Origin of the sequence: Serratia sp. AS12 (assembly GCF_000214195.1) — a bacterium.
GTDB lineage: Bacteria > Pseudomonadota > Gammaproteobacteria > Enterobacterales > Enterobacteriaceae > Serratia > Serratia plymuthica.
The window spans coordinates 2,608,208-2,632,384 of record NC_015566.1; the positions used below are offsets into that span (position 1 = coordinate 2,608,208).

At 52.3% G+C, this 24,177-nt stretch carries 26 protein-coding genes and 2 pseudogenes; 15 read left to right on the forward strand and 13 right to left on the reverse strand.

Annotated features, from left to right (window positions below; genetic code table 11):
* Positions 1-20: 20 nt before the first annotated feature.
* Positions 21-458, reverse strand: coding sequence for a helix-turn-helix domain-containing protein (locus SERAS12_RS12155; RefSeq protein WP_013812932.1), 438 nt, complete (start codon positions 456-458; stop codon positions 21-23).
* A 147-nt stretch (positions 459-605) separates the two neighbouring features.
* Between SERAS12_RS12155 and SERAS12_RS12160 the strand changes: the two genes are divergently transcribed.
* Together SERAS12_RS12160 and SERAS12_RS12165 are read left to right on the forward strand one after the other, a co-directional pair.
* Entirely contained in the window at positions 606-1,493 is an 888-nt protein-coding gene (locus SERAS12_RS12160) for an SDR family NAD(P)-dependent oxidoreductase (protein ID WP_239440998.1), read from the forward strand.
* A 60-nt stretch (positions 1,494-1,553) separates the two neighbouring features.
* Positions 1,554-1,850, forward strand: a complete 297-nt coding sequence (locus SERAS12_RS12165) for a YciI family protein (RefSeq protein ID WP_013812934.1) — start codon at positions 1,554-1,556, stop codon at positions 1,848-1,850.
* 119 nt (positions 1,851-1,969) lie between these two features.
* Here SERAS12_RS12165 and SERAS12_RS12170 read toward each other — a convergent pair whose 3' ends face one another.
* Positions 1,970-2,392 (reverse strand): helix-turn-helix domain-containing protein, encoded by a 423-nt coding sequence (locus tag SERAS12_RS12170; RefSeq protein ID WP_013812935.1) that lies wholly within the window; start codon positions 2,390-2,392, stop codon positions 1,970-1,972.
* A 98-nt stretch (positions 2,393-2,490) separates the two neighbouring features.
* Between SERAS12_RS12170 and SERAS12_RS12175 the strand changes: the two genes are divergently transcribed.
* Positions 2,491-3,342, forward strand: a complete 852-nt coding sequence (locus tag SERAS12_RS12175) for an SDR family oxidoreductase (protein WP_013812936.1) — start codon at positions 2,491-2,493, stop codon at positions 3,340-3,342.
* Positions 3,343-3,494: 152 nt separating this feature from the next.
* Here the strand turns inward: SERAS12_RS12175 and SERAS12_RS12180 are convergent, their stop codons facing one another.
* Entirely contained in the window at positions 3,495-4,016 is a 522-nt protein-coding gene (locus tag SERAS12_RS12180) for a MarR family winged helix-turn-helix transcriptional regulator (RefSeq protein ID WP_013812937.1), read from the reverse strand.
* A gap of 68 nt (positions 4,017-4,084) precedes the next feature.
* On the opposite strand from SERAS12_RS12180, the gene SERAS12_RS12185 reads away from it, so the two are divergent.
* The 4 genes from SERAS12_RS12185 (at position 4,085) to SERAS12_RS12200 (ending at position 8,998) form a co-directional block, all read left to right on the forward strand.
* Complete coding sequence (locus SERAS12_RS12185) at positions 4,085-4,957, forward strand: EamA family transporter (protein WP_013812938.1); 873 nt, start codon at positions 4,085-4,087, stop codon at positions 4,955-4,957.
* 34 nt (positions 4,958-4,991) lie between these two features.
* Complete coding sequence (locus SERAS12_RS12190) at positions 4,992-5,609, forward strand: nitroreductase family protein (protein WP_013812939.1); 618 nt, start codon at positions 4,992-4,994, stop codon at positions 5,607-5,609.
* Positions 5,610-6,529: 920 nt separating this feature from the next.
* The gene (locus tag SERAS12_RS12195) at positions 6,530-7,933 is read left to right on the forward strand and encodes an ISNCY family transposase (protein WP_013812940.1); all 1,404 of its coding nucleotides are present in this window, start codon (positions 6,530-6,532) and stop codon (positions 7,931-7,933) included.
* Between the two features lie 336 nt (positions 7,934-8,269).
* Entirely contained in the window at positions 8,270-8,998 is a 729-nt protein-coding gene (locus SERAS12_RS12200; protein ID WP_239440999.1) for an alpha/beta fold hydrolase, read from the forward strand.
* On the opposite strand, the gene SERAS12_RS12205 is transcribed toward SERAS12_RS12200, so the two are convergent.
* Positions 8,999-9,874 carry a LysR substrate-binding domain-containing protein gene (locus SERAS12_RS12205; protein ID WP_013812942.1) on the reverse strand — a complete coding sequence of 292 codons (876 nt, stop codon included), beginning with the start codon at positions 9,872-9,874 and terminating at the stop codon, positions 8,999-9,001.
* 122 nt (positions 9,875-9,996) lie between these two features.
* Between SERAS12_RS12205 and SERAS12_RS12210 the strand changes: the two genes are divergently transcribed.
* On the forward strand, positions 9,997-10,578 hold the full coding sequence (locus SERAS12_RS12210; RefSeq protein ID WP_013812943.1) for a nuclear transport factor 2 family protein: 582 nt from the start codon (positions 9,997-9,999) through the stop codon (positions 10,576-10,578).
* 33 nt (positions 10,579-10,611) lie between these two features.
* On the forward strand, positions 10,612-11,601 hold the full coding sequence (locus SERAS12_RS12215; protein WP_239441000.1) for an amidohydrolase family protein: 990 nt from the start codon (positions 10,612-10,614) through the stop codon (positions 11,599-11,601).
* Positions 11,602-11,703: 102 nt separating this feature from the next.
* Here the strand turns inward: SERAS12_RS12215 and SERAS12_RS26745 are convergent.
* A pseudogene (locus SERAS12_RS26745) lies at positions 11,704-11,997 on the reverse strand (hypothetical protein); the annotation flags it as partial.
* Here SERAS12_RS26745 and SERAS12_RS25585 point away from each other — a divergent pair.
* A pseudogene (locus tag SERAS12_RS25585) lies at positions 11,989-12,188 on the forward strand (ISNCY family transposase); the annotation flags it as partial. The pseudogenes SERAS12_RS26745 and SERAS12_RS25585 sit on opposite strands and share 9 nt — an antisense overlap.
* Before the next feature lie 234 nt (positions 12,189-12,422).
* Here SERAS12_RS25585 and SERAS12_RS12225 read toward each other — a convergent pair.
* From SERAS12_RS12225 to SERAS12_RS12235, 3 genes are all read right to left on the reverse strand, one after another.
* Positions 12,423-13,031 (reverse strand): class I SAM-dependent methyltransferase, encoded by a 609-nt coding sequence (locus SERAS12_RS12225; protein WP_013812945.1) that lies wholly within the window; start codon positions 13,029-13,031, stop codon positions 12,423-12,425.
* Positions 13,032-13,361: 330 nt separating this feature from the next.
* Positions 13,362-14,315, reverse strand: a complete 954-nt coding sequence (locus SERAS12_RS12230; protein WP_013812946.1) for a 2-hydroxyacid dehydrogenase — start codon at positions 14,313-14,315, stop codon at positions 13,362-13,364.
* A gap of 189 nt (positions 14,316-14,504) precedes the next feature.
* Positions 14,505-15,401 (reverse strand): LysR family transcriptional regulator, encoded by an 897-nt coding sequence (locus SERAS12_RS12235; protein WP_013812947.1) that lies wholly within the window; start codon positions 15,399-15,401, stop codon positions 14,505-14,507.
* Positions 15,402-15,485: 84 nt separating this feature from the next.
* Between SERAS12_RS12235 and SERAS12_RS12240 the strand changes: the two genes are divergently transcribed.
* Positions 15,486-16,271 (forward strand): NAD(P)H-dependent oxidoreductase, encoded by a 786-nt coding sequence (locus SERAS12_RS12240; protein ID WP_013812948.1) that lies wholly within the window; start codon positions 15,486-15,488, stop codon positions 16,269-16,271.
* A 43-nt stretch (positions 16,272-16,314) separates the two neighbouring features.
* Here the strand turns inward: SERAS12_RS12240 and SERAS12_RS12245 are convergent, their stop codons facing one another.
* Entirely contained in the window at positions 16,315-16,869 is a 555-nt protein-coding gene (locus tag SERAS12_RS12245) for an NAD(P)H-dependent oxidoreductase (protein ID WP_013812949.1), read from the reverse strand.
* A gap of 105 nt (positions 16,870-16,974) precedes the next feature.
* Between SERAS12_RS12245 and SERAS12_RS12250 the strand changes: the two genes are divergently transcribed.
* Positions 16,975-17,343, forward strand: a complete 369-nt coding sequence (locus SERAS12_RS12250) for a helix-turn-helix domain-containing protein (RefSeq protein ID WP_013812950.1) — start codon at positions 16,975-16,977, stop codon at positions 17,341-17,343.
* Here SERAS12_RS12250 and SERAS12_RS12255 read toward each other — a convergent pair.
* From SERAS12_RS12255 to SERAS12_RS12270, 4 genes are all read right to left on the reverse strand, one after another.
* On the reverse strand, positions 17,324-18,280 hold the full coding sequence (locus SERAS12_RS12255; protein WP_013812951.1) for a helix-turn-helix domain-containing GNAT family N-acetyltransferase: 957 nt from the start codon (positions 18,278-18,280) through the stop codon (positions 17,324-17,326). The two genes, SERAS12_RS12250 and SERAS12_RS12255, sit on opposite strands and share 20 nt — an antisense overlap.
* Positions 18,281-18,350: 70 nt before the next feature.
* The gene (locus SERAS12_RS12260) at positions 18,351-19,541 is read right to left on the reverse strand and encodes an MFS transporter (RefSeq protein ID WP_013812952.1); all 1,191 of its coding nucleotides are present in this window, start codon (positions 19,539-19,541) and stop codon (positions 18,351-18,353) included.
* 92 nt (positions 19,542-19,633) lie between these two features.
* Positions 19,634-20,119 (reverse strand): cyclophilin-like fold protein, encoded by a 486-nt coding sequence (locus SERAS12_RS12265; RefSeq protein ID WP_013812953.1) that lies wholly within the window; start codon positions 20,117-20,119, stop codon positions 19,634-19,636.
* Between the two features lie 97 nt (positions 20,120-20,216).
* Positions 20,217-21,245 (reverse strand): alpha/beta hydrolase, encoded by a 1,029-nt coding sequence (locus tag SERAS12_RS12270; RefSeq protein ID WP_013812954.1) that lies wholly within the window; start codon positions 21,243-21,245, stop codon positions 20,217-20,219.
* Positions 21,246-21,550: 305 nt separating this feature from the next.
* Here SERAS12_RS12270 and SERAS12_RS12275 point away from each other — a divergent pair, with 305 nt between their 5' ends.
* The 3 genes from SERAS12_RS12275 (at position 21,551) to SERAS12_RS12285 (ending at position 24,119) form a co-directional block, all read left to right on the forward strand.
* Positions 21,551-22,441, forward strand: a complete 891-nt coding sequence (locus SERAS12_RS12275) for a LysR family transcriptional regulator (RefSeq protein ID WP_013812955.1) — start codon at positions 21,551-21,553, stop codon at positions 22,439-22,441.
* A 443-nt stretch (positions 22,442-22,884) separates the two neighbouring features.
* Positions 22,885-23,832 carry a LysR family transcriptional regulator gene (locus tag SERAS12_RS12280; RefSeq protein ID WP_013812956.1) on the forward strand — a complete coding sequence of 316 codons (948 nt, stop codon included), beginning with the start codon at positions 22,885-22,887 and terminating at the stop codon, positions 23,830-23,832.
* A 47-nt stretch (positions 23,833-23,879) separates the two neighbouring features.
* Entirely contained in the window at positions 23,880-24,119 is a 240-nt protein-coding gene (locus SERAS12_RS12285; protein WP_013812957.1) for a hypothetical protein, read from the forward strand.
* Positions 24,120-24,177 lie beyond the last annotated feature (58 nt).

Genomic DNA, 24,177 nt, shown 5'->3' on the forward strand with positions numbered 1-24,177 from the left:
TGCCGGCCTCGCAGGCTATATCATTCCGGCAGCACCATCTGGATTGCGCGTGTGCCAATCTCGGCCCCGGTGACGGTATCAATGGCTATAGCGTTGATGTCAGTTCCCGCCTCGGCATCCAGCAGACGGAGCAACTTGCCTTCGCCACGGTGCTTTCTCCCCCAGGCGCCAATCATGATAAGCACCGGCAAAAAGTCGCGGCCGGCCTCTGTCAAAATATACTCTTCACGTAATGGGCGCTCCGAATACTGCCGCTTCTCAAGCAGATTCTCCTCGGTCAACATCGCCAGCCGTTTGGTCAGCATGGTGGGGGCAATCCCCAGGCTTTTGCGGAACTGATCAAAGCGCGTCATCCCGGAATTGGCATCACGCAGGATCAGCATAGTCCAGGCATCGCCGAGAAAAGCGACGCTGCGGGCGATAGGGCAGATGTTTTCAGAATAGGAATTTGTGCTCATAGCTTTTACCTCACTAACTACTGAAACGATACTATCATGCAGGATCGCCTGCGCCGACTTTTTATTACTATCATTTCTGTATTGACTAACTACTAAAACGATACTAACTTAAACCGGGTCATCACTGCAACCTGACGGTGCCGGTACGTGCCAGCGGCACATTTATCCATCACTGATATCTCTATTGCACTGCGGAATGTGAAACCACACAGCCTTTTGGAAAAGATCACTATGAAAAAGACCGTTTTAATTACAGGTGCATCATCGGGTTTTGGACTGATGCTCGCCAACAGCCTTCACCAGCAGGGGTTTACCGTTATCGGCACCAGCCGTGAACCTGAGAAATACGCGGCTAACGTCCCGTTCAAGCTGTTGAAGTTGAATATTGACGACGACAGCTCAATGACCTCGTTTGTTTACGAATTATTCCAGTTCACCAAACAGCTGGATGTGCTGGTCAATAATGCCGGTTTTATGGTGACCGGCCTTGCCGAAGAAACGCCGATTGAACTGGGCAGACAACAATTTGAAACCAACTTCTGGGGCACGGTTAAGCTGACGAATGCCTTGCTGCCTTATTTCAGGGCGCAAAAACAAGGGCAAATTATTACGGTCAGTTCTATTGTTGGCCTGATCGGCCCACCAAACCTGTCTTATTACACGGCTTCCAAACACGCCGTTCAGGGTTATTTCAAATCTCTGCGCTTCGAGCTGGATCAATTCAATATCAAAGTCAGCATGGTCGAGCCGATGTGGTTTAAAACCAACCTGGCCCACAATGCCATTTCCGCAGAAGGCCGTGACATTGCCGACTACAACACCTATCGCAAACAAGCCATGGCCGCAACGCAGAAGGGCATTGATGAAGCCGAAGCGCCTGATGCGGTGATCAAAACCATTTCCGGCCTGATAACGGCGAAGAAACCGAAATTCAGCAATCCTGTGGGGAAAATGAGCAGAATAATCCTGTTCCTTCAGCACCACATGCCAAAAATCTTTGAAGGTGAAATTCTGAAAAGCGTGAAGTCTGCATAAGCAGAAATAATGTCTGCGACGTTTAAATGAAATTTAAATGACTTCAATGAAGGACTGACCATGAAATATTATCTGTGCAAATTTATACCGCCGCGAGCGAATTTCCTGACCACGATGTCTGCTGACGAACAAAAATGGATGCAGCAGCACGGTGACTTTTTGAACGAGCTGCTTGCCCAGGGGGTGATCGTGGCTCATGGCCCGGTGATTGATGAAAAGGGCGGCTATGGCGTCTCGCTCTACCAAATTCCCGATGAGCAGGATATCGCGGCCATCACAGCGGAAGATCCCATTGTGAAGAATGGCGTTGGCCACTATGAGCATTACTCCATGCTGCATTTGAAAGCCCGCGGCTAACCTCAGGCGACGAAAGGTTATCGCCCGTGAGAGGGAGTTATCCCGTTACCACACCTCGAAGGGTAAAGAGTGCTCTTCGAGGCCTGAGGCCGTCTGCTGAAAATGACCGGCACACCCTATCAGGTAACTGCATCGGGGCTATTGTGCGACAGTGTTAGTGCCGCCAAATTGTTCTCGATCCAGTCTGCTAAATCCCGAACTTTGACCGCAGCTTCTTTTCCAAGTGGCGTGAGCGTGTATTCTACGCGTAGCGGGACGATGTTGTAGTCATAGCGGTTTATCATGCCGTCTTTCTCTAATAACTGCAGAGTTTGAGCCAGCATTCGCTCGCTTACTCCCCCGATCCTGCGGCGAATTTCACTGAACCTCAGTGTCCCTGGCAGCAACGCGATCAGAATAAGAACTCCCCAGCGGCTGGTAAGATGGCTCAAGATTTCGCGTGAAGGACAGGCCGCGATCATTACGTCGCCGCGCAACATTTTTTCGGATAAAGGTTCAACTACGGAGTTTGTCATGGTGCCTCTTTGGACAGGTGAAATCATGCCTCACTTACCTTTTTGTACGTACTTACTATAAGTTAGTATCTAGTCTATAGTCGAGTCGTGATTAACCGCACAATCAAATTTCAAGGAGTTATGCCATGACTATTGCCATCACCGGTGCCACAGGCCAGTTAGGTCGTATCGTTATTGATAAGCTTAAACAGAAAGTGGCGGCCAGCGACATCGTTGCTTTGGTACGCACCCCGGAAAAAGCGCAATCGCTAGGGGTTAGCGTACGTGCTGCCGACTATGCGCACCCTGACACGCTCGACGCTGCACTGGCCGGTATCGACAGCCTTTTGCTGATCTCTTCAAGTGAAGTCGGCCAACGCGTCGCCCAGCACGCCAATGTGATCGCCGCCGCGAAGAAGGCGGGCGTGAAACACATTGTCTACACAAGCCTGCTCCATGCAGACGTCTCGCCTCTGAACCTGGCCGGTGAACATCTTGCAACGGAGACCGCGATTAAGGCCTCTGGCCTTTCCTACACGATCATGCGCAACGGTTGGTACACTGAAAACTACACCGGTTCCGTTGGCGCAGCACTGGCCAATGGCGCTTTTATAGGAAGCGCCGGTGAAGGCCGGATTTCATCGGCCAGCCGTGAAGATTTCGCAGAAGCGGCCGTGGCGATTTTGAGCAGCGCCGGCCACGTGAATGTGACCTACGAATTGGCCGGCGACACTGCATGGACACTGAAAGATCTGGCAGACGAGCTATCCCGTCAGACGGGCAAGGACATCGCCTACCATAACCTTCCTGAAGCCGAGTATGCGGCGGCACTGCATAGCTTTGGCCTGCCGGCAGGGCTCGCCGATGCGATCGCCTCTTGGGATGTGGGCGCTTCGCAGGGCGCGTTATTCGATGCGGGTGGTGCGTTATCCAGGCTTATCGGCCGCCCGACGACCCCGCTGGCAACCTGCGTTGAACAGGCTCTGAAGACGAGCTGACCCTCTATGATTTTTCGGAACTAGCCTGGAATGGCGAGCTGTTGCCTCTTGAACAAGAGCCCGCGCATGCCAGGCTTGTACCTGGATCAGCCTCCGGCGCCAGGAGCCGGGGTATTGAGCAGCGGTTGCTCCCACAGCAATGCCACCTACACTTATTGCTGACTAAAACCATCCAGTGATCTCAGTAAGTCCGCCAAGCGGCGATCTAATTCGCCCAGAGTTTCGGCAGAGATCCCCGACAATATGTGTTTTTCGTTCTCAACATGCTTTTCTACGGCACGATCGATCAGCAACATTCCATCGTGCGTTAATTGCACCAGCATACTTCGCGCATCATTTGCATTCACCTGCCGGCTGATCAAACCTCGGGATTCCAGGCGTTTGAGCCGATGTGTCATGGTACCAGAGGTCACCATTAACGTTGAAAACAGCTCTGTTGGGCTGAGACTATAGGGGGTACCCGAGCGGCGCAGCGTTGCCAGCATATCGAACTCCCACGTACTCAGCTCAAATTCCGCAAACGCTAATTCAAGCCTCTGATCCAGCAGCGCCGCACAACGTTTTACTCGCCCAATCGGCCCCATCGGGCTGCAATCCAGGTCTGGTCGTTCACGCTGCCACTGCTCAAGAATGGCATCAACGGCATCATGTGATGGATTAATAAGATCGCTCATTTATCTTGACTTCAAGTTAATTGGTGGACAAACTGATTTTATCTTGAATTGAAGGTAAAGGCAAAGTTATGGGTACTTCATTTTCTCTCTCTCACTGGCGTGACGTCCTCCTGACGGCTCTGGCTCCGATTATATGGGGGTCAACTTATATTGTGACAACGCAACTTTTGCCACCAGACCGACCCTTCACTGCGGCACTGATCCGGGTTCTTCCTGCTGGGCTCTTGCTATTGCTGTTCACACGCCGCATTCCTGCGTACCGTGAAATAGGGCGATTGTTGATCCTCAGCGCACTTAATATCGGCGTTTTTCAGGCGCTATTATTCGTTGCTGCCTATCGGTTGCCCGGCGGCCTGGCCGCAGTGCTGGGTGCGATCCAGCCGCTTCTGGTGATGGTGCTACTCTGGGCGGTTGACCACCATTCGCCCAAAAAAATCACGCTATGGGCTGCGTTGGCGGGGGTATTTGGCATGGCAATATTGCTACTTTCACCCCAGACAATATTTGAGCCTATTGGCATAGCCGCAGCTTTGCTGGGAGCGGGGTGCATGGCAACCGGCGTCTGGTTAACACGCCGCTGGCAGATCAACATGCCTGTAATGGCGTTGACTGGTTGGCAACTGGTGTTGGGCGGAATGATGTTAACCCCCGCGGCGTGGCTTTTAGACGCACCTTTACCCACACTGACCGCTTCACAATATGCCGCTTACACCTACTTGAGCCTTGCCGGCGCGTTTGTGGCTTACGGCTTGTGGTTCCGTGGCATCACCCGTCTTCCTGGTGTTGCGGTGGCTTCATTGGGATTACTCAGCCCGTTAACTGCCGTTTTGCTCGGCTGGATCATGCTTTCTCAGACCCTCAGTAGCACGGCTCTCTTTGGATTCATCATCGTGTTGATTAGCGTGCTGGTTGTACAGCGCACGTCAGTTCGCGCTAGTTAAAACCATCAACTCTTCATTTAAACAGGGTATACAAATGACAATTTCGGTGCTTGACGCAATCGCCTCACGCGTTTCCATTAATCGTTTTCAACCTGATCGCCCGCTTGAGGATCAAACTATTGCTGAGCTGGTGCGCCAGGCAACCAAAGCACCTTCAGCCTATAACATGCAAAACTGGCGATTTATCGCGGTGCGTACTCAGGAAGGGAAGGAAAAACTGAAGGATACAGCGTTTTCCCAGCAGAAAATTGCCGACGCCTCTGTTGCGTTCATTGTCTGTGGCTCGTTGGCGGCATATCGTCCTCTGCCCGCAATACTTATGCCGAGTGTTGAAGCAAAAATAATGACGCAACGCACCGCAGATGCCTGGTTATCCCAGGCCATAACAAGCCATGAAAATGACCTTATCCTTCAGCGCGATGAAGCTGTGCGCTCTGCATCACTCGCAGCCATGACGTTGATGCTGGCTGCACAGGGAATGGGGCTGGGTTCGTGCCCGATGGTTGGATTTAATCCGCAGGAAGTTGGGGAGGTATTCGGCTTATCAGACAATGAGTTACCCCTGATGATAGTTGCAGTTGGATACCCGGAAGATGACTGTTTGACGCAGAAAATCCGCCGACCGCTTAACGAGGTGCTGTCTTTCGTTTAAGTGTTGTGATGTACGCTGATAAAGATCTTTGCCAGATTTTCTCTGTTTTTATCAGCGTTCTGAAAGAGATCCAGCAACAACCAATTGCGGCTCGTGGCTGTTCAGGGCTAGTCAGTTGGTAAGATTGGTGGTCAGTGGGAGCGCGTTATGGACCAGGGGGCCAATAGTGACATTTGGTGACAGTGTCACTAAAGAATGCCGATGGTTACAGTGAGGAAGTGCTGAGGTATCGGCTGATTTAAGGGGGAATTAACGGTGCGTTTTGGCTAAATCTGCAAGGCCATGGCAGCCAGTTCCTTTCAGATTTCACGTAGCGCGATCAAAAAAGAAGGGCCTTTTGAGCGATTCCACCGGTTTCATGCCCGTGCTTCAATTACTGGAGGTCCAGCTCCATCTGTAGGCGACGCCTAACAATGCAAATACCGTCGACGAATTACTGCATGACGATTTTGAAGAAACCAGCCGTTTGGAACAACGCTATGACAAAAACGGTAAACATCCGCAGATTTTTGCCGAGGGGTCAGCTAATGATGATTACCGAGAGCGTTGCTGAGATATAAAAATTTTCAACTTGATGCAGACGGCAAGGTGGCTCGTCGCATAGCGAGTTCGTCAATCTGGTGCAGAAAGCAGTGGTCATTGGCAAACGCTTTTTCATCAGGACACGGCGATCGATGAGTGAGACCGGATGTTTAAACCGGGACAATCGGCAAGGATGCGCCTGAGCAGATTCTGCGAAAGAAGCCGGCAAAGACTGAAGGTGAGGAGAGATAGAGTCTAAAGGAATAGCCTGGTGCGTATCCACTGATATAATTTAACATAATATACATTATGCGCACCTAGGTTGTAGTAGCAAAGTTGTAATGTCCGCTCTGGGCTAAGTTAAGATGTCCGGCGTGTATAATCAAGTAAGGATTACCATGACGGCTCTCGCAGCGGAGTTTTTCACATTGGATGAAGTTAACCGACTCAAGATCATTCAGGACGTCATCGACCGGCGTCTGACAACACAGATGGCAGCTCACCGGCTTGGTATCTCCGACCGTCAGTGCCGCCGTCTGCTTGCGCGTTATCGTGAAGATGGTCCGCTTGGCATGACCAGCCGCCGTCGTGGTAAATCCAGTAACAACCAGTTGCCTCAGGGACTGGCCGCATACGCGCTGAATATTATTCGCGAGCGCTATAACGATTTCGGGCCGACGCTGGCATGTGAAAAACTGTCTGAGGTTCACGGCGTTCATCTTTCTAAAGAAACTGTCCGTAAACTGATGACTCAGGCCAGTCTTTGGGTGCCACGTAAGCAACGTGCGCCAAAAATTCAGCAACCGCGCTACCGCCGAGCCTGTGCCGGTGAACTCATACAAATCGACGGCTGCGACCACCACTGGTTTGAAAACCGGGGACCTAAGTGTACGGCACTGGTTTACGTTGATGACGCAACCAGTCGTTTAATGCAGCTGCTTTTCGTGAAATCTGAGTCTACTTTCACCTATTTTGAAGCGACCCGGGGCTATATTGAAAAACATGGCAAGCCGCTGGCGCTTTACAGCGACAAAGCCAGTGTATTCAGGATCAACAATAAAAACGCAACCGGCGGCGACGGCGATACCCAGTTTGGCCGTGCGATGCATGAACTGAACATTCAGACTATTTGTGCAGAAACCAGTGCTGCCAAAGGCCGCGTTGAACGGGCGCACCTGACGCTTCAGGACCGCCTGGTCAAGGAACTCAGGCTCCAGGGCATCAGTTCCATGGAAGCTGCGAACGCATTTGCCGAAGAATTCATGAACGATTACAACCGTCGTTTCGCAAAAGCGCCTCGCCAGGCGTTTGATGTTCATCGGGAACTGGATGTCGATGATGACCTTGATATGGTGTTTAACTGGCGTGAAGCTCGCAAAGTGTCGAAATCACTCACTGTGCAGTACGACAAAGTCCTTTACCTGATTGAAGACAGCGAATTCAGTCGTCGGGCGATTGGTAAATACATCGATGTCTGGCATTACCCTGGCGGGCATAAAGAGCTCCGGCTTAATGGCGTATCACTTCCCTACTCCACCTATGACAAGCTTTCTGAAATCGATCAGGGGGCCATTGTAGACAATAAGCGCCTGGGCCGGGCACTGGAAATGGCGCAACTGGTACAGGCCGAACGGGATAATAACCGGTCACAATCAGTGCCATCCGGAGACGGTCCTTCACGCAGGCGTAAAGCCCCCACGACGAAGAAATCCCAGCGCTCCCTGGATCAGGACGATATGCTCAATGCACTGATGAAACTTCAGTCACGCTCTGAAGAGATATTTGGGAAGAAACAAACGTAACTCATCAGGGTCCGAATCAATAGCGATTCAGCTATTGCCCTGAGTGCTTCAGAAATTGAGTATTTGAGCGCCCTTCTTACACCGGATGCTATCCGGGGGGATCGCTATGGGCCAGTGGTTATGCGTTACGTCGCTAAGTAGCAAATTTTTGGTCAGCCACCGACAAATCACTAAAAATGATTAATCGGTAAAATATAGCTATTGGAATTTATCTCTTATTAGAATCACACTGTTCCCCAACTCCCTTCTGGAGAAAATACCATGCAACGATATAGTGCAACTGTTCATAATGAAGACGCTGAAATCGCTTATGACGTCGAAGGCCAGGGGCCGCTATTGCTGCTGGTTGTCGGAGGGAATGGTGACAGCCGTCGTTTCGCCGCTTTGTCCGCACAACTTTCTGACCGTTATACCGTGGTGCGTTATGACCGGCGGGCTAATTTCCGTAGTACCGGCGATACCGGGGCCGAGCTGGATATGGCCCAACAGGGCCGTGATGCCGCCGCCGTTATTCGCGCACTCGGGAATGAACCGGCGTTTGTGTTCGGCAATAGCGCTGGGGCAAATATTGCTCTGAAACTAACGCAGGATCACCCGCAATTGGTTCGTGGCCTGGTCGCTCACGAGCCTCCTGTCACTGATTTTTTGCCCTCGCCTGAAGCCGGTTCGTGGCGAGAATTTTTCAACCGCGTGTACGACACCTTTATCGCCGACGGCGGCGCCGAAGCAATGAAGCTTTTCAATGCGTCTTTTGTTGGCCTGGACCTGCAAGCCAATGCCCCTGGCGATCAGGGCAGCGCATATCAGCGTTTTCTGGCACACGAATTCAACGTTATTAATCGCTTTGTACCAGACGTGGCCGCACTTCGTCACGGAGGTGTGCCGATGGTGACGGCCCGAGGACGCGCCAGTGGCGATGCGTTTTATGCCGTGACAGCCATAGAGCTGGCCCGCCAATTACCCTGCCCGTGTGTTGAGTTCAGCGGCCATCACCTGAGTTACGCCATGGAACCGGTGGTATTTGCCAACGAACTGCATCAGATCCTTGTTTCACTGATCAAATAATCACGAACGGGTGTGGGTAAGATAGGCCTGCACGGCGGCGCTGGGTTCGTCTTTACGGCTGACCAGCATCAAATTGGCTGTCAGCGCCTTAGAATCAAGAACCCGATAGACCACGCCCGGAATGGCTACCTGCGCTAACGGCGCGGGAACCAGGGCGATCCCAAGTCCAGCCCCGGCCATGGCGAGTACGCTCAGTGAGCTTGAGATCCGCCAAGCAATATGCAACGAATCACCCAGCAGCTTTTGTAACTGCCTGTCCAGCTCAGAATCAGCATCGTTGATGGAGTACATGATTAATGGTTCATTGGCCAGCATATCAACAGTCAGACTCTCTTTATCGGCAAGCGGATGCTCGCTGGACATCACCACCACCCGTCCCCATTCACCCACGGATTCATACATCAGGGATGAGTCATGATCAGGATAGTAATCAGGCATATAGCCCACATCCAGAGTGCCGTTCTGAATAGCCTCATTTTGCAGCTGCGGGGCCAACTCTTGACAAATAATCTCAGCATCCGGATATGCCTGATGAAACGCGCGAACGTCCTGCATCAGCCTGCCGCTAAAGACGGCATTGCCGGCAAACCCGACCCGCACCCTACCCGTTTCACCGCGAATCGACCGCTCGACCGCAAGACGCGTATGTTCCATATGCTCCAGCGTGCGCATGGCTTCGGCCTGCAAAAGCTTACCGGCGTCGGTCAGTTCGACCCGACGGCTGGTGCGAATCAGCAACGGGCCGCCCAGCTCGGCTTCAAGGGCTTTTATCTGCATGCTCAATGCGGGCTGAACAATGTTGAGTCGCTCTGCGGCCCGGCCAAAGTGCCTTTCTTCTGCGACAGCCTGAAAGTATTTCAGGTGACGTAAGTCCATAACCCCTCCATCAATCAATAAAAATGATTGATCAGTCAAATCTATATATTTGAGTTTACCTCCTTTCGGGGCCAAACTGAATCCAGTTAAACAACGACAGACTACTAACAGGAATCCTCGCCATGCAAAATCAACTTCAAGACCGCCAGCAACTTAATGACCTGATGAATGGCTGGATGCACCGCGACTTGGGTGAATGGGATCAGCTGCGCAATCTGTTCCACCCGGACGGTACTATCGAAATTACCTGGTTCGAAGGGCTGGCCAGCGATTTCGTAAATGGCTCAATGCGCATGGGCGCGTCTGACCTGCGAACTAAACATCTCATCGCGTCACCGGCAATCACCTTCAACGACGCCGGTGATAAAGCCATTCTGGAAACCAACGCGATAATCATTGCTGAGAACGTGAAGCTGAACATCGGCTGTGAATGTCATAACCGTTTTTACGACCTGGCAGAAAAACGCAATGGCGTATGGAAATTGTTCCATCGTCAGAGTGTTTACGATATTGGCACTTTCACCTTCCCCTTCGGCCCGGTAGAGGTTGACCAAGCGATTGTGACGAAATATCCACGCGAATATGCCGCGCTGGCCTATTTACTTGAGCAGAGTGGGTTCCCTCTGGGACGCATCTTCGCGACACGCGGCAGTGAACTGGAAGCTAAGATGAAAGCTGACGGTAAACGTTGGTTAGCCGCCTAAACCGAATTCAATATCACTGAAATAAAGGAGTAAATGATGGTCCAGAGAATCGATGTGCATGCACACTTTTTGCCCGAACGCTATCGTGCGGCCCTTGCCGCAGCGGGTCATTCGAAACCTTCAGGGATGCCCGCCATTCCTGAGTGGAACGTCAATGAACACCTTGAAATGATGGACCGTAATGAGATTGGCAGTGCGATCCTGTCGGTATCGGCGCCCGGCGTCCACTTTGGTGATAACGCCGCAGCCCGCGATCTGGCGCGTTTTGTTAATGAAGAAGGTGCCACCGCTGCGCACGATAATCCTCAGCGCTTTGGCATGTTTGCCACCTTGCCGCTGCCGGATGTCGACGGCGCGCTGCGTGAACTGGAATATGCCTTTGATACCCTGAAGGCCGATGGCGTGGTGCTGGAAAGTAATTTCCACGGAGTTTATCTGGGAGATGCCCGCTTTGATCCGGTGTTTGAGGAACTGAATCGTCGGCACGCGAAAGTGTTCATTCACCCGACCAACCCGCATTGTCCGTGCTGTCAGGTACAGCCAAAAGGTGAAAATGCCGAAGCGCTGCCACCGATTGGCTATCCGTACCCGATGATTGAATTTATGTTCGAAACTACGCGAGCAGTATTTAATCTGCTGCTTTCCGGGACCCTGGATCGCTTCCCGAATGTGCAAATTATCGTGCCGCATGCAGGGGCGACAATCCCGGTGCTGGCCGATCGTGTGGCGGGTCTTTCTCCTGCGCTCGGTCTGCCTGAAAAACTGGATGCGGAAAAATTCATGACCTCGTTGCGCGGCATGTATTACGACCTGGCCGGTTTCCCACTGCCTCGACAGCTTAATGCGCTGCTGGAAATCGCTGACCCCAAACATGTTTTGTACGGCAGCGATTATCCTTATACGCCGGAGCCGTTAGTGACCGCCCTTGCCGCCCAGCTTGATGGCAGTCCGCAGCTTTCAGCGGCATTACGGGCCGATTTTATGCGTAACAACGCCCTCGCCCTTTTCCCTAAGTTTGCGTAATTCTGGCAGCTGAGGTTACAAAACTATCTGGCGACAAAGCGGGTACAAAAATTACGAGCATCCAACCCGCTCAGGATTAGTGAGCAAACGTCAGCTCGGGCACTAAAGCATCGTTGTCCTGCATGCATTTTTTCCAGGTGCTGCCTTCTGAGTCGTTGTCCAGAATGGTTGAGGTTCGGTTCTCAACGGAGCGACGATGCTCTTTGCCTGCGGCATCTTTAGTGAAGTAGCCTTACTTGTAGATTGCTCCACCGCTTTCTCTTTTCCGGCCAGTTCATCGATAACCAGTCGATACGCAATGTAGTATTTATAGATATTGCTGACGTAGGTTACGGTTTCCGCACCAATTTTCTCGGCGGCCACATTCTCAACGTTGCCAAACCATACGCACGGGAAAAGCTCGAGGAAGTTCATGGTCTGATCCTTGGCAAGGAAACCATCAGACGCCTCATGATAAAAGCCGGACTCTGGATCCCCGCAGACAACGCCCGCCCAAAAATTCATCAGCCCCGTTACCGACGTCCCTATACGGGGTGCTGATCCAGATTGACGGCTGTGACCATCACTGGTTTGAAAACCGGGGACCTAAGTCTTGAAAGAACCGAAAGACGCTATACGCAATGTGGGAAGCAAATCAGAGAAATAACCATTCAGACAAAATTCATTTGCCGATCAGATGGGCGTCGTTTCGACTGATGAAACCATGCTATGGACATTTGAACTTTGCCCTGCCCCGGACACCTGAACTTATCTTTGACATAGATAAGAATACGTAGATTCTGAGGTTTTGGCCTTTGTCATGACCTTATCTGCATCCTGCCTCAGATCGTGCTTTGCGCTAGCCATACTGTTCTTCCTCGGCATTCAGGATCTTCGAAAACCATCTTCACAACACGAAAGCCATTTTCATGCAGTAACTGTCGATACTCTGCCGGCGCCAGGCTCGAATGATACAATGGCTCGCCTTCAAATGTGCCAATCGCTTCGCCATCACTTGTGCCACTGGTAAACATCAATGCTGCTTTGCTGCCAGCATGCTTGCGGAAAACGTTGAACATCTGCCGTTGGTCATTACGAGTAAGATGAAAAAAACTGTCCCAGGCAATCAGCCCACCAAAGGTTTCATCCAGTGCCAATGCTCGCATGTCTGCCACTCGCCACTGCTGATGCGGAAATGTCTTCAAGCATGAGTCGATCATTGATCCTGAGCTATCAATCCCCAGTACGCCAAAACCTTGTTGAATGAAATATTCAGCGATCGGCGTTCCATTACCACAACCGATATCCAGGAGCCTTGCATTTGTCGGTACCAGATTCAGGAATCTGTCCAGCCAGGGTCGCTCAAACAGATCCGTTGTCCGCAACCTTTTCCAGGCTTCAGCATGCTGTTCGTATAAAGTGATGATCTTCGCGGCCGCAGAATGTGTCATTTACCCTCTTCTTTTTGATCGCGCTACGTGAAATCTGAGAAAGATTGGCACCTCTGGCCTTACAGAATGCGCCAATAGTTACCGATGAAAATCCTACTCAGCAACCAATTTTTCAACTCTCAAGGGGCAAGAGATTACAGTATTGACCGTTAAGCGGCCTCTGGTCTGGGAGAGATACCGGCTGCCACTCAGGTAAGGAAAAGCCAACTGGCTAACCATAAATATTGGTATTCAACGCGCTCACCTTTTGTTCTTTCAGCAATTTTTGGGCCTGCAGATTTCACCAAAATACGTCGTTTAGATGCTGCAAATTAACACGCCTGGCTCTTGTTAAGTGACATTGTCACCTGGAATCACCTGCGTAAGTAACGGTTCTGCCAGGAAATGTGCCGACAGATTATCAATAACCAACTGGACCGTTGCGGCAATGGCCTCGGGAGACCGCCCGGCGATATGCGGCGTTAAAATAACGTTGGTTAACTGCGCAAGTTCCGGCGGTACGGCAGGTTCGCCCTCTACCACATCAAGAGCCGCGCCGGCGATGCGTTGATGTTGCAGGGCGTTGATAAGCGCCGGTGTATCTACCACGCTACCGCGGGCAATGTTGATCAAAAAGCCGTTTGGGCCCAGAGCATCAAGCACCTCCGCGTTAACAATGTGGCTGGTTTGCCTGCCGCCAGGGGTTGCGATCACCATAAAATCAGCCCATTCGGCCAAGGCAACCGGGCTTGCACAATAGCGATAAGGCGTATCGTTACGCGGCTGGCGGTTGTGGTAAGCCACGGGCATCTCAAAACCCCTGGCCCCACGCTGGGCAATCTGCATACCGATGTTTCCGAGGCCGAGGATCCCCAGTTTTTTGCCGAAAACCATCGGGCGCGGTTGCCGTGCTTGCTTCCATTCCCCCCGGCGAACGGCCGCATCGGCCTGTGGGATCCCACGGGCAATGGCCATCAGCAACGTTATCGCATGGTCGGCAACCGATGCATCATTGGTGCCGGGGCCATGGGTGACGACAATACCCCGCGCCTGTGCGGCCGTCAGGTCGATATTTTCGTAGCCCGCACCGAGTGCGCAGATGATTTCAAGCGCCGGCAGTGCGGATATTTCGTCTGCGCTGAGCCCAATGGAACCGTTGGTTAGCACCGCCTGTACATCGATCCTTGGTTTTTGCACCGTCCATGCCGCTACCGAACTGGCGGCATGGACGGTAAAACCAGCCAGTTCGAGGCGGGCATGATGTTCGTGCGCAAGTTCAACCAGTATCAGAAGATGGCGTGTCATAGAAAAGGTTCCGGCGGCAAGAAAGGCTATCGCCAGAATACCGCGACGGCGCCCGTATCTTAAGCCGGAAAGTGCTGATTAAGAATCTGCGACTCAGTTCTCTGTATTAAACCAACGACACGAGGAAAGGCTATTTCCGCTGCCAGGCGATCGTTAACTCCCCTATTATCCCCATTAATCAATCAGCCGTTAGCTCACTGCCGCGATGATATGCTCGCGCAACCATTGATGCGCCGGATCGCGGTGGGATCGTTCGTGCCACAGCATGGCCATTTCAAATCCGGGGACCTCAATGGGCGCTTCAACCACCTGTAGCGCCCGGTTGTTGCGCACCAGCCGCCAAGGCAGCATGGCCACCAGATCGGAGCTGGCCAGAACAGACATGATGAACAGGAAATGGGGAACCGAGAGCACCACCCGGCGTTGCAGACCGGCCTCCGACAATACGCTGTCCGTATTGCCGAAAAATCCCCCGCCGTCCGGCGATACCACCACGTGCTCCAGCCGGCAGAACTGTTCCAGCGTAGGGGTTACTGCCAGTTGAGGATGACCGGCGCGGCCTGCCAGGACGTAACGTTCGCTAAACAGGGTTCGCCGACGCAGATTCTCTGGCGCGCCTTCATGAGTATGAAAAGCAAGATCAATTTCCCCTTGCTCCGCCTGCCGGGCGAGGCGAGCGGGCACGGCTTCGAAGACCGCCAACCGGGTGCCCGGAGCCACAGAACGCAGGCCAATCAAGGCGGGCAAGATGATGGTCGATTCACCATAGTCTGAGGCGGCCACCCGCCAGGTATTGCCGGCGCTGGCGGGATCAAAAGGGCTTGCGGGTGCCACGGCTTGCTGCAGCGCCTCAAGCGCCTGCCGCAAAGGCTCGCGTAACGCCTCGGCCCGCGCGGTAGGCCGCATGCCTCGTGGCCCCGGCAGCAACAGCGGGTCGCCAAAAATCTCCCTCAGCTTGGCAAGGTGCACGCTAACCGAGGGCTGCGAGAAATTAAGGCGTTGCGCCGCTCGCGTCACATTATGTTCGGCAAGCAAGGCATCCAGCGTCACCAACAGATTGAGATCCAGTCGTCTGAGATTAGTCATGATAATACCTGGAATATTAGAAATTCATTTCTACTATACCTGACAAAAACCTACCCTGATCTTATCTTGCAACGGAGGTCTACCATGAATGTTCTTCTCGTCTACGCACACCCAGAACCGCAATCACTGAACGGTTCGCTGAGGGATTTTTCAATCAAGCGGTTGGAGGATGCCGGGCATGCCGTCCAGGTATCCGACCTTTACGCCATGCGGTGGAAAGCCGTGCTCGACGCGGATGACAGCACGGCAAAACAAACGGGCGAACGGTTCGATCCTGTGCACGATTCCCAACGGGCATTTGCCGATGGGCTGCAGAGCAAAGACATTGAACTCGAACAGCAAAAGCTGTTGTGGGCCGACACGGTGATCCTGCAATTCCCGCTGTGGTGGTTCTCGATGCCGGCGATCCTCAAAGGCTGGGTTGAGCGGGTTTACGCCTACGGTTTCGCCTATGGCGTGGGGGAACACTCCGACGCCCATTGGGGCGATCGTTATGGTGAGGGCACGCTGGTCGGCAAGCGCGCCATGCTGATGGTCACCGCCGGCGGTTGGGAAACGCATTACGGCCCGCGCGGCATCAACGGGCCTATGGATGATATTTTATTCCCGATCCAGCATGGGATTTTGCATTATCCCGGTTTTGACGTACTGCCGCCGTTCGTGATCTACCGAACCGACAAGATAGACTCAGCGCGGTTTGCCGCGGCCTGTGAAGTACTCGGGCAACGTTTGGACAGCCTGTGGGATACCCCGCCTATTCCGTTCCGGCGGCAAAATGCCGGGGAATACCATATCCCCGAGCTGTCCCTGAAAGAGCATATCGCGCCAGGTCGTTCGGGGTTCACTGTGCACAGCAGCGATAATCAATAACTCTACCGCGCGCGCCATTTAATGCGGCGCGCGCGGTACAAGGCTAGTTCAGATTGGCGATAAACGCTCGATACTCTGACGCGCTGCGTTCAATATCATGATGATTTAGGGGTTCAACTTCAGCGTCCGGGGTATTTTCCTTGCCGTAGAATGCATGGAATGAGCCGTATTTTGCCCGCACATAGTTAACCGTGATTTCAAAAGGCCGCAAAATTTCATCCAGTGAGTACTTATATCTGCCCTCCTGCGAGTAACCCTTCGCGCTGATCCCCGCCGTGACGGCCAATGCAACCTTGCGATCTTTCATCTTATAACCGCTGCTCGAACCATAGGCCCAGCCATAGGTCAGTACATCATCCAGCCACTTCTTCAGGAGCGGCGGCGAACTGAACCAGAATACCGGGAACTGCAGAATAATTTTTTCATGCTGTTCAATCAGTTGCTGCTCTTTTTCGACATCGAACCGCCAGTCTGGATAGGCTTTATATAATTCATGAATGGTATAAAGATCGGGATATTTCCTCAGCTCGGTCAGCCAGGCTTTATTTATCATCGAATTTTCGATATCAGGATGAGCGACCACCACCAGCGTTTTCATTCAGACTTCCCCTTTCAATGAGTTCACCGGGGCATCATATGCTATGCTTTATTAATGTAAAATACGCACACTGACTACATATACTAACCTTTAGGAAAGTATCAAATGAACGTTGAAGATATCTGCAGCCCAACGGGCATCGACCTCGAACAGACCGGATATGGCTATACGCTGTCGGTGATCAGCGGGAAATACAAAATGATTATTATGTACTGGTTGGCGCAATATAAACCGGTATTACGCTTCAACGAATTGCAGCGCTGCATCGGCACAATTTCTTATAAAACGCTAAGCTCGACGTTAAAAGAGCTGGAAAGAGACGGCATCGTCATCAGAAAGGAATATCCGCAGATCCCGCCCAAGGTCGAATACAGCCTCTCGGAGCGTGGCCGCACACTGATCCCGGTCATAGATATGATGTGTGCCTGGGGGGAAACTCACCGCGCTGAAGCGCTCAGCCCTGTGGACGAATAAATAATTGTTCGGTCATCGGTTGGCCCCACTGTTCACCCTGCTGCTCTTCTGCAAGGACAAAACCGACGCTTTCATACAGATGCCGGGCCGCATCCAGCCCTTTGAACGTCCACAGGTGCGTTTCACGGAATCCGCGTTCGTCGCAAAAGGCCACCGCCCGGTTCAGCAATTTCCGGCCCACGCCGCTGCCGCGCAGGCTGTCATCGATGATAAAGGCACGCAGATGGGCGCGGTTATCGCCCAGTGACTCGCCGTCGATGGAAACCGAACCGATAACACGGCCGCCGCTGAGCGCGGACCAGGTCTCGTTCAGCGGATGAGACAGGCGCCCGGCGAGATCGGCCAGCGCCGCCCCTACCGTAGATTCAAAAAATGCGCCGAACCCAACCGTCCGCGAATAATACTGCATATGCATTTCCAGCGTTCTGGCGACAAAGCCGGGGCGGTAACCACTGGCAATCTCTGCCTCAGGTACCGGCAATGCCCCGTCACCGACCCGGTGCGCGCGCAATGCGGCAGCATAGGTTTGCAGACCGGCGGCAATGCCGGCGCCGGCCGCCGTCGGCAGAGTATCCAGCGCATTCAGTACCTGCCGTTCGGCAAAGCGATTAATCCCCGCCAAGGTTTGCCGCCCTTGTTCCGTCAGCCGCAGCATTTTCTCCCGCGCGTCGCGCTCGCTGGGTTGCGTAGCCAGTTCTCCTGCCTTGATTAACTTGTTCAGCATGCGGCTGACGCTGGATTTTTCCAGATTGAGCACGGTACACAGCTGCGCGGCGGTATCAACCTGCCGATCGCCGATTTCGATCAACGCATGCACGGCGGACGGCGGCAAATCGGTCCCCGCCAAAGTGCTACCCATAAAGCCCAGCTCGCGCACCAGATAGCGTGACGCATCCCTGATAGGCTGCAAATAAAGACGGCTTTCGGCGGTGGGCATAATGGCCTCTCCCATATATGGTTGCACAATACAACCATATCAGAGAAAGCCACAAATTCAAGAGTACGAATCAAAACCCCTGCTCTGGCCGTTGCAGGCGGCGTCCGTTTCCTATCATCCACGCCGCCAGCATCAGTAAAACTGCGCCGCCAATCAACGGCGCGGCCACGCCGATGGAATCCAGCAAATGCCCGCCGACAGCCCCACCCAGCATGATGGATAACTGAATGGATGCCACCATCAGGCCACCGCCGCTTTCCGGTTCGTCATTAATCTCTTTGGCAAGCCAGGTAGACCAGCACACCGGAATGGCCGCGTTCAGCATGCCCCATCCGATCATCATCACCGCAACGCCGGCAAATATATGACCTGCCCCGACCATGCCTAAGGTCACCATCGCCAGGCCGACCGGCAACCAAACCAGCAGCCGATACAGATGATTGCGCTGCAGCATGGCGCTGGCAAAATGCGTGCCTGCGAAACCTGCTGCCCCCAGGCCCAACAACAGCAAGGAGAGTTTGTCTGCGTCAACACCGGTCGCGCCTTCCAGAAAGGGGCGGAAATAGGTGAATGCGGCAAAGGCTCCGGCAAAGGTCAGCATGACCGCAAGCATACCTATGGCGACATAGCGACGTTTGAGCAAACCGAACAGGCGTGTGAGCGGAATGCTGGCCTGTGGCGGCATCGACGGCAGGCTTTTCGCCTGCCAGACGAGGTTGATCAAAACCAGAGGAACCAGGCTCGCAAAGACCCAACGCCATCCGAAGTGCCCCCCCATATAAGCGCCAATCGGCGCTGCAAACGCGGTGGCGACCGCATTACCCATGTAAATGGTGCCGAGCGCGTTGGGGACTCGGTGCGCAGGAACCAGGCGGATCACCGTGGCGGTAGCCAGCGACCAGAAACCGCCCACGGCTAAACCCAGCAGTGCGCGGGCGACCATTAGCAAGGAAAAACTGGGTGCCAGAGCGATCAGAATCAGTGACAACAGCATAAGCACCGTCATGCTCATCAAGACATAGCGGCGATCAAAGCGGCCTGCTATCGGAGCGATAAACAAGCTGGCCAACACGGCGAACAAACCTGAGATGGAAATTGCCTGCCCGGCCATGCCCTGCGTAGCATGCAGATCGCCGGCGATAGGCGTCAGCAGGCTGACAGGCATAAACTCTGAGGCGATCAGTAGCGCTACGCACAGCGCCATGGAGCCGACGGCACTCGCCAAAGAACCTCCTGACGAGGATCGGGTTGAGGTGGTCATGGGTTACTCCGAAATGAAAATATCCCCGTAAAATAACGGGGGCATATTATGGGCGAGGAAAATGAATGAACGCAGTCAAATACACATCAGATTCAATTCCCAAGGGTGATTGTTACGCGCATTATTCCCGGTCGGTTAAGGGCCTCAATGCCTGAAGTAATTTTGCCCATTTTGATAACCTCTGCGGCTTCAGGTCCCGGGCCTCGGTAAAAAGCAATGTTCCCCCACGGGGCATAATAAGCAATATCCCCGGTGGCGCCAGCATCAGACTCGGGGGCCGCGTCTTGCGAAAGGCGATGTGGCAGCGCGCCACTGATTTTTTCCGCATCGCCGTAGTCTTTAAGCGTTAAGGTGAGTGGCAGCAGCTCAATGAAACTCCGCGCCGTCGGATTATCTTCAAGCGTTGCCGTCAGATGGGCGGAACCTATGGCTATCCGAATATCATGCATTTTTACCTGCCGGGTTGCGGTTTCTCTCTGGTTATCAGAACTGTCCTGGGCCGCTTGTAATGTGCCGACTGTCGACAGCATAAAGAGCAGTGCTGCATATTGGCTAACCCGCATAGAGGTCTTTTCCATGGCATGTCCTTTTATAGTCGACGTCTTCTCCATGCTGTTACCCGTGAAATAAGCTCAGGTTGCAGGCCGCGTGGGTGTGCGCGGCCTGAGGAAACGCTTACTTCAGATGGCTATGGAAGAAGGAAGCCAGCTTGGCAAACGGGATCAGGTCGATACGGTCGTACAGATCCACATGGCCGGCCCCCGGCACGATGACCAGTTCTTTCGGTTGACCGGCCAGTTTATAGGCCTCTTCGCTGAACTCACGCGAGTGAGCTTCAGAACCCGTGATGAACAACATCGGGCGAGGAGAGATCGTCTCAATGTCATTGAACGGATAGAAGTTCAGGAACTTGACGATGCTGGTCAGCGTCGGATGGGTCGTCAGCGCCGGTGACGAACCTTTAGGGGTGAATTCGCCGCGTGGCGTGCGGTAGAAGTCATAGAACTCACGTTGAATAGCCGGTGTGTCCGCTGTCAATTCATGTACAGTACCACTGACGTATTCGGTTTTTCCGCCCGCGAACTCCACATCACGCTGTTCGGATGCGGCGGCGATCATCTGCTTTCTCTGCTCCAGCGTTTGCGAGTGTTTGAGTCCATTGCGCACTGCCGCCCCCATATCATACATACTGACCGTCGCAACGGCTTTGATGCGCGAGTCGATTTTCGCGGCGCTGATGACGAAGCTACCGCTTCCGCAAATGCCCAGCACGCCAATCTGCTCTTTATCAACCCAAGGTTGGGTTCTCAGGTAGTCAACCGCTGCGCTGAACGCTTCTGCGTAAAGGTCTGGCGCAACAACGTTACGGGGTTGCCCCTCACTCTCCCCCCAGAAAGACTGATCGATAGCGAGGGTGACAAAACCTTGCTCAGCGAGTTTCTGCGCATAAAGGTTCGAACTCTGCTCTTTCACCGCCCCCATTGGATGTCCGATGACTATCGCCGGGTAGCTGACGCCCTGTTTCCGATTTTTGGGCATGTACAGGTTCCCTACAATCTTCATTTTGAATTGATTGTTAAAGGTGATCTTTTGCGTCGTTACCTTATCGCTCAGGTAAAAGTTATTTGCGCCGTGAGACATATCGGCGGCCATAGAGGTGAATGAACTGACCAGCAGGGCCAGGGATAACGCTATTTTCTTCATCGGATTACTCTCGGTTGAAATAGTGAAGTTAATTTCTTCGGTATTCGTATAAGTAAATCGGGGAATCAAAAATCAAACCTGAACGCGGGTCATTTATGTAAACGACTCATTTCAAGTTGATGTAAAGGGCCTGTCGACGCAGTCAATATAGCAACAATGATTAGAACAATTAATGCCAAAAATCTTTACGCTTTTGTGAGAGAAATTCATCAATGGTTTTCCCTCAGCCTGCATTTGGGTAAGATGATATGCACTCAGGCACCCGCCCAATCAACACCTGAATCCAGCCCCAGAGGAGAAGCAAAATGGATGATCTTAAAGCCTTTCTGTGCATTGCCAGATTGCAGAGTTTTACCAAAGCGGCGGCGGAGATTGGCGTCACCCCATCAGCCCTGAGCCATACGATTAAAACGCTGGAGGAAAAACTGGGGTATCGCTTGCTGACCCGAACCACCCGCAGCGTGGCCCCCACCGAAGAAGGCGAAATGCTCATGCGCAGCCTGGGGCCCTTATTCGAGCAGATAAACGATGAGCTGGAAAAGTTGGGGGCGATGAGGAACACCCCGACCGGGACGATTCGCCTGACCGGTTCCGATGATTCCGTTCAGTACCTGATTCGGCCTGTGCTGGCCGATTTTCTAAAAAAATATCCCGAGATTAATATTGAAATCGGTATCGATTACGGCTTTACCAATATCGTCCAGGAGCGCTTTGATGCGGGTATACGCTTGGGCGAGTCTATTGACAAGGACATGGTGGCGGTAAGGATCAGCCGGGACTGGCGATTGTGCGTGGTGGCGACGCCCTCTTATTTCCAGCAATATTCCGCCCCGCAAACCCCTAACGATCTTATCCGGCATAACTGCATTAATATCCGTCATTCAATCACCAGCGGCGTTTATGCCTGGGAATTTGAAAAAGGCAAACATCAGTTCAGCGTAAAAGTTAAGGGGCAATTCACGGCAAACAGCACCCTGCATCAGTTAGACGCCGTGCTGGCGGGTATCGGCATTGCTTACCTACCCGATTACCTGGTAGCCCCTTATCTCCAGAGTGGGCAACTGACAGAAATCCTCGCTGAATGGTGCCCATATTTTCAGGGGTATCATCTTTATTATCCTCATCGCCGCCACGGTTCGCCGGCCTTTATGGCCCTGGTTGATATCCTGAAGGAAAATTACCGCAATCATCTTTAGCCACTCGCAGACCTTCACCTTCGTTATCCCCGCCAGATCTGGCGGTAAGACATCTGGAAATTGCCCCCTAAAGCCAGATCGTTTTTTTGGTAAAGATAGAAGTTCTTATATGGAAGCAATTGCCTGACTACGGCATCCCTATTTTATTTTTTTTGCCTATAATAAATAGGAAAAGACTTAAATTTCAAGTGCTGAAAGTTTGTTTTATTATAAGCTTATGGTGTGTGGTTATATAACTTCCCTGCGTTCAATGCTCAATATGAAATTTACTCATCGACAAAGGTCAGAATTTACAGCTGATGTTTTTCAGGTAAACTGCGCACAGTCACGGAAATGTTCATTTTTGTGATTATTTTACTTATTTAAGTACAGCCTATCACCCATTTATCGCAGCCTGATATTTATGATGGGAATATCCGTATGTTTTACATGAGAATGCCCGCATGTCCGTACTTAAAACCTTACCCAAACAAATATCGTTATGGGATTTAAACTTGTTTTTCCTTGTGGCCAAATGGCTTAGCTTCAACCGGGCAGCTCAGGAAATGGGTATTACGCCTGGATACGTAACTAAGTGTATCCATTCGCTTGAAAAAGCCCTGGATACCAAGCTTTTTGTTCGTACTACCCGTCAGGTGATGCTGAGTAAAAGCGGTGAGTTCTTTTTTATTAAAGTTAAAGATATTCTTGGTGACGTCGAAGATGCCATTTTTGGCATAAATGCCTTACAGGACGTGGCCAGCGGTAATGTGAGGATCAGCTGTAATACCTATTTGGGCCAAAACCATCTGGCGCCGGTATTGTCTTTAATGGAACGGCAGAACCCCGGCTTAAACATATGGCTGGATCTGACCAATCAACAAAACGATTTGATTGCAGACGATATTGATATCGATATCCGCATTGGCAGCGTGAAAGAGCCTCATCTTGTGGCTTACAAAATAGCCACCAGCTTTCGTGTGCTTTGCGCCTCGCCGCTCTATCTCAAACGCCACGGCACCCCCGAGGAGCTTGACGATCTCAGCCATCATAACTGCATCCTGTACCGTCCGCGCGAGGAAAGTATGGGGCTGTGGAGGCTTGCGGACAGCCGCTGCGGGACAGAAAGCAAGGTTAAAGTGAGCGGTACGCTGTCCGCCAGCCACAGCGACGTGGTCAAAACCTGGGCAATTAAAAATCACGGTATCGCCATGCTGCCGCTTTGGGGGGCAGCCCCGGAATTGGCCTCAGGGGTATTGGTCAGAGTTTTACCGCACTACCGGCAATCAGCCGATATCATCGCGGTAATCAAGAATCAGGAGAAGAAGACGCACCTCATTCGTAGCTGCGTAGATTTTATAAAAACTCACTTACAGGTCGGCCTTCCCCCAAATAATCATCTTGATGATTAAAAATAGGGCTGCACTTCGTTAACGCAATAACATGGAGAGAAACAGCAATGAAGCAAGGTATAGACATAAAAATTTTTGGCCTCACCGGCGATGTGCAGGATATCAATGCAGAAGTCTATGCAATATTGGACAAATGCTTTACCCATATCTCGGCCGGAAAAAAGACCGTTAACAAATCAGGCGTATTGGCCTATTTAGTGGAGGAAATAGAAGCGCAATCCTGTGATTACACCAGGAAACTATACCGCGTCGCAATTGAAATGGTTGGAATGACGCCATCTGAATAACCATTCACCTTTATTTTCCACAAAATAATTACTTCCTGTTTGGAAAGTTACTTTTTCC

Coding starts and splice junctions, on each gene's coding strand:
- SERAS12_RS12170 (WP_013812935.1), bottom strand. CDS start 2,392: ATGATTTCACCTGTCCAAAGAGGCACCATGACAAACTCCGTAGTTGAA.
- SERAS12_RS12225 (WP_013812945.1), bottom strand. CDS start 13,031: ATGACACATTCTGCGGCCGCGAAGATCATCACTTTATACGAACAGCAT.
- SERAS12_RS12230 (WP_013812946.1), bottom strand. CDS start 14,315: ATGACACGCCATCTTCTGATACTGGTTGAACTTGCGCACGAACATCAT.
- SERAS12_RS12180 (WP_013812937.1), bottom strand. CDS start 4,016: ATGAGCGATCTTATTAATCCATCACATGATGCCGTTGATGCCATTCTT.
- SERAS12_RS12255 (WP_013812951.1), bottom strand. CDS start 18,280: ATGCCCACCGCCGAAAGCCGTCTTTATTTGCAGCCTATCAGGGATGCG.
- SERAS12_RS12285 (WP_013812957.1), top strand. CDS start 23,880: ATGAAGCAAGGTATAGACATAAAAATTTTTGGCCTCACCGGCGATGTG.
- SERAS12_RS12250 (WP_013812950.1), top strand. CDS start 16,975: ATGAACGTTGAAGATATCTGCAGCCCAACGGGCATCGACCTCGAACAG.
- SERAS12_RS12235 (WP_013812947.1), bottom strand. CDS start 15,401: ATGACTAATCTCAGACGACTGGATCTCAATCTGTTGGTGACGCTGGAT.
- SERAS12_RS12245 (WP_013812949.1), bottom strand. CDS start 16,869: ATGAAAACGCTGGTGGTGGTCGCTCATCCTGATATCGAAAATTCGATG.
- SERAS12_RS12190 (WP_013812939.1), top strand. CDS start 4,992: ATGACAATTTCGGTGCTTGACGCAATCGCCTCACGCGTTTCCATTAAT.
- SERAS12_RS12215 (WP_239441000.1), top strand. CDS start 10,612: ATGATGGTCCAGAGAATCGATGTGCATGCACACTTTTTGCCCGAACGC.
- SERAS12_RS12175 (WP_013812936.1), top strand. CDS start 2,491: ATGACTATTGCCATCACCGGTGCCACAGGCCAGTTAGGTCGTATCGTT.
- SERAS12_RS12205 (WP_013812942.1), bottom strand. CDS start 9,874: ATGGACTTACGTCACCTGAAATACTTTCAGGCTGTCGCAGAAGAAAGG.
- SERAS12_RS12165 (WP_013812934.1), top strand. CDS start 1,554: ATGAAATATTATCTGTGCAAATTTATACCGCCGCGAGCGAATTTCCTG.
- SERAS12_RS12275 (WP_013812955.1), top strand. CDS start 21,551: ATGGATGATCTTAAAGCCTTTCTGTGCATTGCCAGATTGCAGAGTTTT.
- SERAS12_RS12185 (WP_013812938.1), top strand. CDS start 4,085: ATGGGTACTTCATTTTCTCTCTCTCACTGGCGTGACGTCCTCCTGACG.
- SERAS12_RS12270 (WP_013812954.1), bottom strand. CDS start 21,245: ATGAAGAAAATAGCGTTATCCCTGGCCCTGCTGGTCAGTTCATTCACC.
- SERAS12_RS12210 (WP_013812943.1), top strand. CDS start 9,997: ATGCAAAATCAACTTCAAGACCGCCAGCAACTTAATGACCTGATGAAT.
- SERAS12_RS12155 (WP_013812932.1), bottom strand. CDS start 458: ATGAGCACAAATTCCTATTCTGAAAACATCTGCCCTATCGCCCGCAGC.
- SERAS12_RS12195 (WP_013812940.1), top strand. CDS start 6,530: ATGACGGCTCTCGCAGCGGAGTTTTTCACATTGGATGAAGTTAACCGA.
- SERAS12_RS12280 (WP_013812956.1), top strand. CDS start 22,885: ATGTCCGTACTTAAAACCTTACCCAAACAAATATCGTTATGGGATTTA.
- SERAS12_RS12260 (WP_013812952.1), bottom strand. CDS start 19,541: ATGACCACCTCAACCCGATCCTCGTCAGGAGGTTCTTTGGCGAGTGCC.
- SERAS12_RS12265 (WP_013812953.1), bottom strand. CDS start 20,119: ATGGAAAAGACCTCTATGCGGGTTAGCCAATATGCAGCACTGCTCTTT.
- SERAS12_RS12240 (WP_013812948.1), top strand. CDS start 15,486: ATGAATGTTCTTCTCGTCTACGCACACCCAGAACCGCAATCACTGAAC.